Annotated in this window: 11 protein-coding genes; 6 read left to right on the top strand and 5 right to left on the bottom strand. The window is 29.5% G+C overall.

Translation table 11 applies throughout. The features are described 5' to 3' along the window. Positions 1-201: 201 nt before the first annotated feature. The 4 genes from B5464_RS02520 (at position 202) to rlmB (ending at position 6,322) form a co-directional block, all read left to right on the top strand. Entirely contained in the window at positions 202-3,237 is a 3,036-nt protein-coding gene (locus B5464_RS02520; protein WP_079737046.1) for a SusC/RagA family TonB-linked outer membrane protein, read from the top strand. Positions 3,238-3,248: 11 nt separating this feature from the next. Continuing rightward, positions 3,249-4,739, top strand: coding sequence for a RagB/SusD family nutrient uptake outer membrane protein (locus B5464_RS02525; RefSeq protein WP_079737047.1), 1,491 nt, complete (start codon positions 3,249-3,251; stop codon positions 4,737-4,739). 13 nt (positions 4,740-4,752) lie between these two features. After that, positions 4,753-5,493 carry a hypothetical protein gene (locus tag B5464_RS02530; RefSeq protein WP_079737048.1) on the top strand — a complete coding sequence of 247 codons (741 nt, stop codon included), beginning with the start codon at positions 4,753-4,755 and terminating at the stop codon, positions 5,491-5,493. Between the two features lie 85 nt (positions 5,494-5,578). Continuing rightward, a complete protein-coding gene (gene rlmB / locus B5464_RS02535; RefSeq protein WP_079737049.1) occupies positions 5,579-6,322 on the top strand; it encodes a 23S rRNA (guanosine(2251)-2'-O)-methyltransferase RlmB in 744 nt (247 codons plus the stop codon). Between the two features lie 5 nt (positions 6,323-6,327). On the opposite strand, the gene B5464_RS02540 is transcribed toward rlmB, so the two are convergent. Beyond that, the gene (locus tag B5464_RS02540; RefSeq protein WP_079737050.1) at positions 6,328-6,999 is read right to left on the bottom strand and encodes a rhomboid family intramembrane serine protease; all 672 of its coding nucleotides are present in this window, start codon (positions 6,997-6,999) and stop codon (positions 6,328-6,330) included. A gap of 78 nt (positions 7,000-7,077) precedes the next feature. Between B5464_RS02540 and B5464_RS02545 the strand changes: the two genes are divergently transcribed. Further along, entirely contained in the window at positions 7,078-8,349 is a 1,272-nt protein-coding gene (locus tag B5464_RS02545) for a replication-associated recombination protein A (RefSeq protein WP_079737051.1), read from the top strand. On the opposite strand, the gene B5464_RS02550 is transcribed toward B5464_RS02545, so the two are convergent. From B5464_RS02550 to B5464_RS02565, 4 genes are read right to left on the bottom strand one after another with little or no spacing between them, the layout of a single operon-like run. Next, complete coding sequence (locus B5464_RS02550; RefSeq protein WP_154066918.1) at positions 8,346-9,170, bottom strand: hypothetical protein; 825 nt, start codon at positions 9,168-9,170, stop codon at positions 8,346-8,348. The two genes, B5464_RS02545 and B5464_RS02550, sit on opposite strands and share 4 nt — an antisense overlap. Position 9,171: 1 nt before the next feature. Continuing rightward, entirely contained in the window at positions 9,172-10,539 is a 1,368-nt protein-coding gene (locus B5464_RS02555; RefSeq protein ID WP_079737053.1) for a DUF5723 family protein, read from the bottom strand. Between the two features lies 1 nt (position 10,540). Next, on the bottom strand, positions 10,541-11,089 hold the full coding sequence (locus tag B5464_RS02560; RefSeq protein WP_079737054.1) for a hypothetical protein: 549 nt from the start codon (positions 11,087-11,089) through the stop codon (positions 10,541-10,543). Positions 11,090-11,124: 35 nt separating this feature from the next. Continuing rightward, positions 11,125-11,808, bottom strand: coding sequence for a YjjG family noncanonical pyrimidine nucleotidase (locus B5464_RS02565; RefSeq protein WP_079737055.1), 684 nt, complete (start codon positions 11,806-11,808; stop codon positions 11,125-11,127). A gap of 74 nt (positions 11,809-11,882) precedes the next feature. Here B5464_RS02565 and B5464_RS02570 point away from each other — a divergent pair, with 74 nt between their 5' ends. Beyond that, positions 11,883-13,019 carry a glycosyltransferase family 4 protein gene (locus B5464_RS02570; RefSeq protein ID WP_079737056.1) on the top strand — a complete coding sequence of 379 codons (1,137 nt, stop codon included), beginning with the start codon at positions 11,883-11,885 and terminating at the stop codon, positions 13,017-13,019.

The raw sequence follows: 13,019 nt of genomic DNA on the forward strand, positions 1-13,019 counted from the left end.
ATCTTCATAATTTAGGCCGTTTAAAATATTTATATTTTAAACGGCTTTTTTTATGTTATTGAATTAATATATCATAAATTAATGATTATTTAACAAAAAGCAAAATAAGGTTCATGATAATGAAAACATTTTATGTTAAAAAATTGTTTATTTAAGTTTATTTTAAGACTTTTGGGACTAATTAATTCAAATAATTATACAATGAAGACAAAGTTTAATGGAATTTTAACGCTATTACTGGCGTTAGTTGTGCAAATATCATTTGCTCAACAAAAGACTGTTAGTGGAACAGTTACTGATGATTCGGGCGCTCTACCCGGAGTAAGTGTAGTAATTAAGGGTACTTCTACAGGTACAGAAACTAACTTTGATGGTAAATACACTTTAAAAGCTAGCAAGGGAGATGTCTTAGTATTTAGATACTTAGGATACAAAGTAGTTGAGAGAGTAATAAACAATTCTAACAGTATTAATGTTAAATTAGTTGAGGATGCTAACGTATTAGAAGAAATAGTTGTTACAGGTTATACTACTATAACTAAAGCAAAAGCTTCTACTTCATCAACACAACTTAATGCAAGTGCTATTGAGAATAGACCTAGTGGTAACTTAGTAAATTCACTTGCAGGTCAAGTTCCTGGATTAGATATTTCGATTAGTTCTGGTCAACCAGGTGCAAATGCTTTAGTACAGCTAAGAGGTGTTAACTCAATTAATGGTAACACAGAACCACTTTTTATCTTAGATGGTACTCCAGTAGATGAGGATAACTTTAGAAGTATTAATCAAAATGAAATTGCTTCGGTTACAGTATTAAAAGATGCAGGAGCAACAGCAATCTATGGTAGTAGAGGTGCAAATGGTGTTATTGTTATTAAAACTAAAACTGGTAGAAAAAATGCTCCTTTAGCTGTTAATTTTAATAGTGTATATAGTATATCACAATTTCCTTCAGATAGATATAATCTTATGAACTCTCAGCAATATGCTACATTAGAAAGACAGAGAGGTATAGGATTAGGTGCAGGAGCTAGTGTAGGTATATCTTACCCAGCAAACGGATCTCCTTTAACTGATGAGCAAATAGCTGCGTTACCAAATGGAAATTGGGAAGATGAATTTTTAAGAATGGGACAAACGAAGAACCATACACTTACATTAACAAGTGGTGGTGAGAACTCGAGTCAATTTACATTTTTAGGTTACTTTGAACAAGAAGGAATCCTTGCAGTAAGTGATTTGAAAAGATTTAATTTAAGAAACAACATCAACGGAGGTTCTGATAAATTTAAATATGGAACTTCAGTTTCTTTAAACTATTCTACAAACAACACTCCTACAAGTGTAGGAACAAGTGGTATTAATCAAAATCCTTTTTTTGGAGCTAATGGAGCATTACCGTACTTGTTACCAGAAGAAACTCCTACTGTTCAAGAATTAGTAGATAATTTAATTTTTGGTTATAGTCCATACTTTATTCAAGAAAAATTATTTAAAGATGTTTCTTTAGTTGAGGAACTTAAAATAATTGCATCTGTAAATGCAAGTTTAAATCTTACCGATAATTTAGTAGCATCTGTTAATACAGGTGTAGATTACCAAGCAACATCTTTTGTTGGTACAAGAAACCCTGAAGGTTTTAATGCACAATATTTCAATCCTGATAACCCAGGTTTCTCAAGTCAAAATTCAAGAAGAAGAGCTGCTTTTAATACAACAGCTTCTTTAAACTACAATATAGAATTTGACAAGCATACAATAAATGCTGGATTATATACTGAATATTTCAAAGCATTCTTAAGAGATTTTGGTTTCACATCTAACGGATTAAACCCAAAGACTTTCTTCCCTGGAGACGGAGCTGGATTTATTGGAGACAATGCTAACGACGATTTATTTGTAGATACAGTTTTTGCAAATAGAATTGATGCTGGTTTATTATCTTATTTTGGTACATTAGACTACGATTATGATTCTACTTTAGGGTTAAGTGCTACATTTAGACGTGATGCTTCTTATAGATTTTCTACGACAAATAGATGGGCTAATTTTTGGTCTGTTTCTGGTCGTGTAAATATTGATCAGTTTGATTTTATGGAAGATTCTGTATTCAATCAACTTAAATTAAGAGGTTCTTATGGTACTACAGGTAATCAAAGAATTAATGGAGGTAACTACTATACTTCTCCAGATTTAGCATTTGACTTTTTTGCTACTGGTGTAGGTTATAATGGTGAACAAACAATTGGATTAAGCCAATTAGGAAATGACACATTAAAATGGGAAACTGTTGCTCAAGCCAACATAGGTTTAGATTTTGGTTTATGGAATAGTAGATTAAGAGGTTCTGTAGATTACTACAGAAAAAAAACAACAGATTTATTTCAGAGTTTACCTGTTTCAGCAATTACAAGTGTAACATCAATTAACTCTAATGTTGGTAGCTTACACAATAATGGTTTAGATGTTAATCTTGCTTATGATATAATCAAAAACAATGATTTCAAATTAACTTTTAACACTGTTGCTAATTTTAATAAAAATTATTTAGCTGATTTACCGGCAGAAGTAGATGAAGTTACAGGAGAAGTTCAAATTGTTGGTATTGGTAGAAATGGTGGACCAATATTTGAAAGATTCGACGTTAGATATGCTGGTGTAAACCCTGCAAATGGTAACGAATTATTTTATGATAAAGATGGAAACATTACTGAGACGCCAAACCCAGATACTGACAGAGTTTGGTCTGGATTAAATACAACGCCAGAAGTTCAAGGTAGTTTTGCATTTAATGGTGACTTTAAAGGTTTTTTCTTCGAAGCACAATTTGCTTATGTTTTAGGTGTTGATCAATTAGACTTTGATTATGCAAACTTCATGGATCCAGGAGCAATTAGTCAATTTAATTTATCATCAGATTTATTAAGAGCTTGGACACCTACTAATAGGATTACAGATGTTCCTTCTATCCAACCAGGTGGTAATGTTGGTACATTTGCTTCAAACAGATTTTTAGCAGACAAAGATTATTTAAGATTAAGATTTGCTTCAATTGGATATGCATTCCCACAAGAAGTACTTAAAAAAGTTGGTTTAAATACTTTACGAATTTTTGCTAATGGTGAAAACTTAGTAACATTTACTAAATTTAGAGGTTTTGATGCTGCATCAAGATTATCAGGACGTGAATACCCAACTCCTGTAACATTTTCATTAGGAGTAGAAATAGGATTATAAAAAACAAAAACATGAAGAATAAAATATATAATTTAGCAATTATTGTATGCATCGCACTATTTAGTAGTTGTGAAAATGCAATAGATATTAAACAAGTTGGTCGTGTTACAGCAGATGTTGCATTTACCAACGTATCTGAACTTGAAAATGGTTTAACAGGTGCTTACGGGTTTTTTGACTTGACAAGAGAAGTAGCTATGGCTGTAAATTATACAGATGAAACTGCTGAAGGTACTGAAAATGGAGGTCAAGGTAGAACTACCGGTGCCATTTTTAACTTAAATGCTGCGTCTGCTGCTGCGTCTACTTTTTGGACAAATGGTTATGATAGATTAAATGCACTTAATAGATTAATTGAAGCTGCAGATCTTATTGAAACTAATGGAGCTGAAGAAGTAAGTAAGAAAAATGACATTTTAGGTCAAGCATATGCATTAAGAGCATATGCCAATTTTCAATTAGTTAGTTACTTTACTACAGATTACACAGATGATAACGCATTAGCCGTAATAAAAGTAGATTTTGTACCTAGTATAGCTGATAAATTATTAAGAAGCACTAATGGGGAGCTATATACCTTAATTGAAGATGATTTAAACAAAGCTTCTTCTTTAATTGAAGATGAAAGTAATCCAATTTTTGTTTCAAAAGATTTTGTTACAGCATTACGTGCAAGAATGGCTGCATATAGACAAGATTATGTAACTGCAGAATCTTTAGCTAGTAGCCTTGTAACAAAATATCCTTTAGCAGATAGAACTGCTTATAGATTAATGTTTCAAGACTCTGATAATTCAGAAATAATTTTCAAATTACAGAGAGATGTTAATGGTATTTATGATAATCAACCTGGTTCTGGAACAGTTGCTGCTTCTGGATGGATTGGTGGTGTAACACTATTTGGTGCCAACACTCCATATTTTGAAATAGGTCGTAGTTTATTTAATTTAATCGATCCAGATGATGTAAGATATGACGTAATAGTTGATCCAGTTTCTATTGTAGCTCCAGATTACACAAATACTACAGATTATAGAGTTGAAGATGTATTACAAGTAAATAAATACCCAGGTAAACCAGGACAAGTTTTATTAAATGATAATAAAGTTTTTAGATCTTCTGAAATGTATTTAATCGTTGTAGAGGCAAAAATTGCCCGTAATGACCTAACTGGTGCTGCAGAAGACATTAAAGCTTTAAGAGATATCAGATTTGGATCAGACCAGCCATTGCCTAGTTATGGTTCACAACAAGAAGCATACGAAGCACTTTTAAATGAAAGAAGAGTTGAATTTGCTTTTGAAGGTCACAGATGGAAAGATATCAAAAGGTTAGGTGAAAGAGCTAATCAAGGAGTAGAAAGAGATCCTGTAGATGTAGCTGAATTTGGAATGACAGCAACTTTACCTGCAACTGATTACAGATTTACTTTACCAATTCCTTTAGTTGAATTTAACGGTAACCCTGATTTACGTACTCAACAAAACCCAGGTTATAACTAAAATATATTAAAATATGAAAACAAATAAAATTTTATTAGTCTTAACGCTAATAGTAACAACATTATTTACAAGTTGTGAAGAACAAGAAAATGTTCAATATGATGTTGTAAATGGACAAACTTTTGTTCAATTTTCTTCAACAAGTGCTGCAATACCTGTAAAAGAAAATGAAGCAAGTACAGCAAATGTAAACATAGAAGTAACAACCGTATCTGATCAAGATAGAACTATTAATGTTTCTATAGACGAATCGAGTACAGCTGAAGCTGATGCTTATCAAATTAACTCTATCGTTATACCTGCTGGTGAATTTACAGCAACTGCCTCTATTACTGGTGTATATGAAAATGTACCTTTAAGTGGTAGTGTAGACCTTGTTTTAAATATTACTGGTATCGAAGGTCAAGAAGCAACAATAGGTAATGGAACTTTAACTGTTTCTTTAGAAAGATTTTGTCCTTCAGACTTAGAAGGTGAATACTATTTTTCTGATGGTAATGGTGCAGATGTTACTGTAACAAGAGTTAGTGAAGGTAATTACACTGTAAGTAGAGATAATTATTTTGGTGCTGCTTATGCATTTGAAATAAATGACAGATGTAATATGATTTCAGTTACTGGTTCAGTGATTGAGTCTAGTTTTGGTATTCCAACTTCAGGAGAAGGTACTGTATTAGCTAACGGTGATATCTCTATTAAATATACTGTAGATGGATATACAGATAATCGACAAATGACGTTAGTAAAAAAATAATATTTTTTAATAATATATATAACATTAAAACCATCTCTTTTAGAGATGGTTTTTTTTTGCTCTTAAATTAGCATACATTTGCAGTATGAATAATGAAATGACAAATATTTTTGGAATTAGAGCGATTATTGAAGCAATCGAAAGTGGTTCTACAATTAATAAAATATACCTTCAAAAAGGTTTAAGAGGAAATCTTTTTTATGAATTAGATAAATTGATAAAAGAAAAAAAACTAACTACAAGTATGGTACCTGTAGAAAAATTGAATCGTTTATCTAAAAACAACAACCATCAAGGTGCTGTTGCTCAAATTTCTCCTATAGAATTTCATGATTTAGAAACTTTAATTGAAAAAACATTAGAAAGTGATAAGAAACCTCTTTTCTTACTATTAGATCAGCTATCTGATGTAAGAAACTTTGGAGCTATCATAAGAACTGCAGAATGCACAGGTGTTAACGGAATTATTGTTCAAAAAAATGGAAGTGCTCCTGTAAATGCCGAAACTATTAAAACTTCTGCTGGTGCAGCTTTTAAAATTCCTATTTGTAAAGTAGATCATATAAAAGATGCATTGTTTATACTTCAGTCTGCAGAAATTAAAACAGTTGCTGCAACTGAAAAAACAGAAGACTCTTTATATCAAGTTGATTTAAATCAACCAATAGCAATTGTTATGGGTTCTGAGCATAGAGGTGTGAATCCGTCAATACTTAAAATGGTGGATTATAAAGCAAAATTACCTTTATTAGGTGAAATAGCTTCTTTAAATGTTTCTGTTGCTTGTGGAGCTTTTTTATATGAAACAGTAAGACAAAGAATGGAATAAATATATTATAACTCCTCCTCTACTTCACTTTTAAGTTCTGGAGGAATATAATTTCCTTCTTCATCAAAGTAAGTATCAAATTCAGTTTTGCTAAATTGATATTCTTTTTTAACAATCCCTTTTTTTCTATAAATAATAGAAAATAGAAATCCCATAATAAAGCCAGATAAATGTCCTTCCCAAGACATACCTTCTTTAATTGGTAACACATACCAAATCATACTTCCGTATAAAAAAATAATTATTAGAGAGAGGGCAACTAATCTATAATGTTTTCTAATAATTCCGCTAAAAAAAACAAAACTAAATAACAAATAAACGATTCCACTTGCACCAATATGGTAAGATTCTCGGGCAATAATCCAAGTTAAAAAACCAGATAAAACACCTCCATAAATTAATATTTTTAGGCCTATATCTCTATAAAAATACAAAAGACTAAGTAATAACACAAATAACGGAATGGAGTTATTAAAAAGGTGTTTAGTATCACTATGAATAAAATGAGTGAAAAATACACCTCTTAATCCTTGAAAATTTCGAGGCAAAATTCCGAATTTATTAAAATTGAAATTAAATTTTATTTCTATCCAATACACAACCCAAATAACAACTACATATAGTACAGGTATAAAAAAGATAGATTTTGATGTATTTAGTTGATTTTCTTGTTCCATATAGTTTTAAAAATATCAAAAATTTTACCAAAATAGAAATTAACAACATCTGTCATAAAACTTTACTATTTTTACAGCATGAATGAACCTTTGGCAGAAAGAATTAGACCGAAAACTTTAGAAGATTACATCAGTCAGCAACATTTAGTTGGTAAAAACGGTGTATTAACTAATTTAATAAAGCAAGGTATTATTCCTTCTTTGATTCTTTGGGGACCACCAGGAATCGGAAAAACAACATTAGCAAACATAATTGCTACAGCATCAAATAGACCTTTTTATACTTTAAGCGCTATTAGTTCTGGCGTAAAAGATGTAAGAGAAGTCATTGAAAAAGCCAAAAAAAGTGGTGGATTATTTACTGCTAAAAATCCGATTCTTTTTATTGACGAAATACATAGGTTCAGCAAATCCCAACAAGATTCCTTATTGGGTGCAGTAGAAAAAGGTTGGGTAACTTTGATTGGTGCCACCACAGAAAACCCAAGTTTTGAGGTTATTCCTGCACTTTTGTCTAGATGTCAGGTTTATATTTTAAATTCATTTGATAAAGAAGATTTAATTGCATTATTAAATAGAGCTATTGAAAAAGATGAATATTTAGCTGCTAAAAAAATTGTTTTAAAAGAAACGGATGCTTTACTTCAAGTATCTGGCGGTGATGCTAGAAAACTTTTAAATATTTTCGAATTATTAGTTTCTGCGGATGAGGAAATAGAAATTACAAATGAACTGGTTTTATCTAAAATTCAAAAAAATACAGCTAGATATGATAAAACTGGGGAACAACATTATGATATTATATCTGCATTTATTAAATCTATAAGAGGTAGCGATCCTAATGCTGCGGTTTATTGGCTTGCAAGAATGATTGAAGGTGGTGAAGATGTAAAATTTATAGCTAGAAGAATGTTGATTTTAGCGTCTGAAGATATCGGTAATGCAAATCCAACTGCACTAATTTTAGCAAATAACACTTTTCAAGCAGTCTCTGTTATCGGAAATCCTGAATCGAGAATTATTTTAAGTCAAACTGCTGTTTATCTTGCTAACTCTGCTAAGAGTAATGCGTCTTACATGGCAATAGGAGCCGCACAAAATTTAGTTAAAGCAACGGGTGACTTATCTGTACCTTTAAATTTAAGAAATTCGCCTACAAAATTAATGAAGGACTTAGAATATGGTAAAGATTACAAATATTCGCATGATTATCCTAATAACTTTATAGATCAAGAGTTTTTACCTTCAGAAATTTCTGGCACAAAATTGTACGAACCTGGCAATAACCAAAGAGAAAATCAATTTAAAGAAATATTAAAAAATAGATGGAAAAATAGATACGACTATTAAAACTTTACTTGATATTTTTCTTGAACCAACTTCTCGTTTTCGTAGTATTCTGCAATCCAAAGATTATCTTTTAAGTAGAATATTCCGTTTTTATCTTTAATAATAAATACATCTTTAACTTTACTATTTAAAATGATGAAAACAACCTCTGGTTTTAAATTAATCAACTGAAATCCGTTTGACTTTGGTTGTGCATAAAGTGTTTTTATAGTATTACTTACTTTAGGTAAAGTTTCCTTTTTTACTTTATTCTTAATTTTTGTAACTGTATTATCTATTTTAACTACAGGCTTAATAGCTGTTACTTCTTTTTCTACATGGTTTTTAACAATTACCTCTTTATTCTTAGTTGATTCTAATATTTCATTATTATTAGAAATTGCAACTTCTAAACTTGGCTCATAAACAAAATTAGACATCGAAGCATGCGCTCTTCTTATTGATTCTTGGTAACTTTTTTTGTAATCTTTAATTCTACTGCCACCTTCTTTAGAAGTGTATAAAACCTTGTTAAAACAATCTCTTAATTCAATTAGAACCGACGTTTTAAACATAGATGATTTATCTTGAATAATAACTTTTAGTGCTTTACAAGGATCATTTTTTAACTCTAAAGGTAATTCTTCGGAATCTAACATAACATTAAAACCATTCTTTTTAAAAAGAAACTTTGTTAAAGAACTAGTTTGATATTGATCTGTTTTCTTTAAAAAACTAAATCTTTCTGGAACGATTAAGTATTTATAATTGTTTATTTTTTTCTGTTGACTATATACCGAACTAAAAGTTAATATAAATATAAGTGTATAAATTGTTTTCATTTTAATTAAATAAAAGGTTAAAACCGAATTGTAAAGAAACATTATTTGCAGAAGAAATATCAGATAATTCTGTGATATTATCTACTAATCCATAGAAATTAATTTTCCATATTTGGGTAGAAAGTCCAAAGCCAATATTCGAATATGAAAAATCGTCGACAGTATATGTTAGTTTTGCATGTAGTTTATTTGAAAAGGATTTTTCATAAAAACCTGTAAAAGCGAATTGCTGACGTAAAGGTCTAAAAACTGAATATAATTGCGCACCAAAAGCATCGGTAAAGAAATCTTTATAAGTGTCATCATAGCAATATTTGCTTCTTTTTTCACCAAAACTATATTTAATTGCTGCATTAAATTTGGCAGGTCTCCATGAGATATAAGAATCTTGATTTTCTTCTGTTGGCAATTGTTCTTCAAAATCATCATTCAAATTCTGCCAATAATTTGTATTGTTTGTATCATAATCAAAAGCAATACCTTCGAAAGTAAAACTTCCTTTTGTTATGGTATTTTTAATGTTTTTAGTATGATTTATAAAACCAATATCTAATAAACTTGCAGAAAACTGTAATTGCGGAGAAAAGTTATAAGACAATCCGAAATCTAATCCAACGCCCATATTTCCGCCAAAAAAAGTATTACCAATGTATGTACTCGCATCATTAATGTATTCATTGTCTTTAATCAAACCAGAAGTTCTAAAATTTATATCTATATTTTCTAAATAATGCACATAAATATTATTATTACCAAGGTTAGAAGTAAAAGTACCTGTGTTATTTGTAGATTCTACACTTAACGAAGACGAATAGATCTTAAAACGACCACCTACAGTCAAATTATCATCTATTTTTCTAGTAATTCCTGCATGAATTACACCCAGATAATCAAGTTTGTAAAGAATTTGAGATGCACTAAAACTTTTGTTTAAATACGCAGCATTACCTTCGTTTATAAGTGTAATTCCGTCTTTAGGTAAATAACCAATTCCGTCTACTTCATTATAAAAACCACCACTTAAATATGTTTTATCATCTAACCTATAACCAATATTTAGCACGTCGATTTTGGCGTTTATACTTAAAAAATCACTAGTAGATATATTCGCTAAAACGGCTGTAACTTTATCTGTAATATCTCTATTATCAGCAGCAAATAAATCTGAAACTGTAAAACCAGTTGAGCCAATTTCTGATGAAAAACCAGAAAGCATAGGTACACCAATATGGTATTTATAATTAGTTTCTAAACCAGGATTTAAGAGTAGTGTTTGCGGTAAACCTGCAAAGTCATACAATACTTGTTTATTTTGACCGTAAACACCAATGCAAAAGATAAATACTAAGTAAAATAGTTTTGTTTTCATTTTATAAAGGCGCTTCTAAATGTATTGTTGCTGCAGAATTAAATATGATTTCACCAACATCAGATGCAATTATAGGCGTTGTTTTATCATCTAAACTTAACTTTACCTCTACTCTAGTAAAATTTCTAACCGTTGGATTTGATTCTATATTTAAAATTTCTGTTTGTTTGAATTCTAAATTATTTGCAGCTACATTTAAATCGTTTAACTGATAAATAAGATTGTCATTTTCATCTAACAGCGAAATTTCTACCGTAAAATCTCTGTTGAATCTATTTGTAATTTCAAAATCGAAATACAATTGTACTAAATTTTGTCTTATAAAACTTGTTTCAAATATTTTAACATCAGATTTTTCTGAAATTTCTGTAATTGGTGGAGCGCCAGGAATTGGTACAAAATTATTTGGCGAAATTGTAAAATAGGTTAATGATAAAGCATAAGAAGGTTTTAATGTATAATCTTCTATCTGGTCGAAATCCACAGCTTCTGAGCACCCAAATATTAAAACAAAACACAAAAGCATTTTTATTATTATATTTTTTTTCATCTTAAATATTTTACAAATTACAAACGCTTAAATCCTTATAAATATTGCTTAATCTCAAGTAAATTAGCCACAGAAGTAACATTCTTATCTGTTGCTGTTTCATCATTAAAAACACAATGAATAGCCTTAAAACCTACATTTAAAGCACCGTTAATATCTGCTTCTAAACTATCGCCAATCATAACCGAGTTTTCTGCAGTTGCGTTGGCTTTTTTTAGTGCAAAATTAAATACTTTCGGATTCGGTTTTTTTACGCCAACAGAATCAGAAGTAACAATCGCATCAAAATAATCAATAATTTTTGAACTTTTCATTTTCTTCATTTGAACTTCGTCAAATCCGTTTGTAATGATATGCAACTGATATTTACTCTTTAGATAGTCTAAAATTTCGAAAGTTCCTTCGAATAAGTGATTAAAACTTGATAAATTATCTATGTAATCGATAGCTAATTTATCAATCAATGCATCAGAAATTTCAAAATTCAATTTATCAAAAGACTTTTTTAACCTATTATATCTAAGTGCTTCTTTGGTTACTTTTTCATCTCTGTAAAGTCGCCAATACTCTAAATTAACAGGCATATAGATTATTAAAAAATCATCAATTTTTATATTTACATTGTTTAATTTAAAAATTTTCTCAAAGGTTAAACCAGAGTTTTTATCAAAATCCCAAAGCGTGTGATCTAAGTCGAAAAATACGTGTTCTATTTTCATCCTTTAAAAGTAAAGATTATAAATAAACTATAAGCACATTAAGTTGTTATATTTGTAATAATAAATTATTTTTTTTGAGTAAAAAACTACATATATTATTTCTTTGTGGCTGGTTTCCTTCTAGAGTCTTGCCAACTAATGGCGATTTTATAGAAAGACATGCTAAAGCTGTTTCAAAAAAACATAAAGTAACAGTTTTACATATAATTTCTGATGAAAATTGTACACAAAAAATAGAAATAGTTTCAGAACAAAAAGACGAATTAGATATACATATTGCCTATATAAAAAAGACGAAAAACCCTTTAAATAAGCTACTTTTATATAGAAAAGCTTTTCTTTCTTTATTAAAAAATATTGGTGATTTTGATGTTGTACATTTAAATAAATTATATCCTTTTGGTATTTTTAGTTTGTATCTAAAAAAAACTCAAAAGAAACCATTTATTATTTCTGAACATTTTACAGGTTATCATTTACCTTTATCAAAAAACATTTCTTTTATTGAGAAGTTTAGCAGTAAAAAAATTGCTAAAAATGCAGCATTTATTTGCCCAGTTTCTAACAATTTAAAAGAAGCAATGCAACAGTTGGGTTTCGATGGAAATTACAAAAGAGTACCCAATGTTGTTGATACAAATTTGTTTGTTCCTTCAGAATCTAAAAATTCGGTTTTTACAATCTCGCATATTTCTAATATGGTTAATCGACATAAAAACATTGAAGGTTTACTACAAGTGATCAAAAAACTAGAAACTAAATTAGCCAATTTTAAGGTTGAAATAATTGGTGAAAATTCTAGTAAATACATCTCTTTTGCTAATAAAATTGATATCAACCTGAATAATGTAACATTTATTGATCAAATTCCTCATAAAGAAATTGCAAATAGATTACAGAACAGTGATTTGTTTGCTTTGTTTAGTAATTATGAAAATCTACCATGTGTAATTTTAGAATCTTTTTCTTGTGGTGTACCTGTAATTTCTACCAATGTTGGCGGAATAAAAGAATATTTTCCAGAAGATTTTGGTAAACTAATCCAAAAAAATAATCAAGAAGAATTATTAAAAAGTATTATACTTTTTGAAAAAAGTTTCAAAACCAAAACACTTAATAAACAAAAAATGCACAATTTTGTTATCGATAATTTCTCTGAAAATAAAATTGCGCTAGAGTTTGAAAAATTATATTTTAAAGCATTAAAATAA

This window comes from Polaribacter sp. KT 15, assembly GCF_900143115.1.
In the GTDB taxonomy this organism is placed as follows: Bacteria; Bacteroidota; Bacteroidia; order Flavobacteriales; family Flavobacteriaceae; genus Polaribacter; species Polaribacter marinaquae.

What these genes read in the sequence shown, in the direction of transcription:
- B5464_RS02520 (WP_079737046.1), top strand. Translation starts at nt 202, where the DNA reads ATGAAGACAAAGTTTAATGGAATTTTAACGCTATTACTGGCGTTAGTT.
- B5464_RS02525 (WP_079737047.1), top strand. Translation starts at nt 3,249, where the DNA reads ATGAAGAATAAAATATATAATTTAGCAATTATTGTATGCATCGCACTA.
- B5464_RS02530 (WP_079737048.1), top strand. Translation starts at nt 4,753, where the DNA reads ATGAAAACAAATAAAATTTTATTAGTCTTAACGCTAATAGTAACAACA.
- rlmB (WP_079737049.1), top strand. Translation starts at nt 5,579, where the DNA reads ATGAATAATGAAATGACAAATATTTTTGGAATTAGAGCGATTATTGAA.
- B5464_RS02540 (WP_079737050.1), bottom strand. Translation starts at nt 6,999, where the DNA reads ATGGAACAAGAAAATCAACTAAATACATCAAAATCTATCTTTTTTATA.
- B5464_RS02545 (WP_079737051.1), top strand. Translation starts at nt 7,078, where the DNA reads ATGAATGAACCTTTGGCAGAAAGAATTAGACCGAAAACTTTAGAAGAT.
- B5464_RS02550 (WP_154066918.1), bottom strand. Translation starts at nt 9,170, where the DNA reads ATGAAAACAATTTATACACTTATATTTATATTAACTTTTAGTTCGGTA.
- B5464_RS02555 (WP_079737053.1), bottom strand. Translation starts at nt 10,539, where the DNA reads ATGAAAACAAAACTATTTTACTTAGTATTTATCTTTTGCATTGGTGTT.
- B5464_RS02560 (WP_079737054.1), bottom strand. Translation starts at nt 11,089, where the DNA reads ATGAAAAAAAATATAATAATAAAAATGCTTTTGTGTTTTGTTTTAATA.
- B5464_RS02565 (WP_079737055.1), bottom strand. Translation starts at nt 11,808, where the DNA reads ATGAAAATAGAACACGTATTTTTCGACTTAGATCACACGCTTTGGGAT.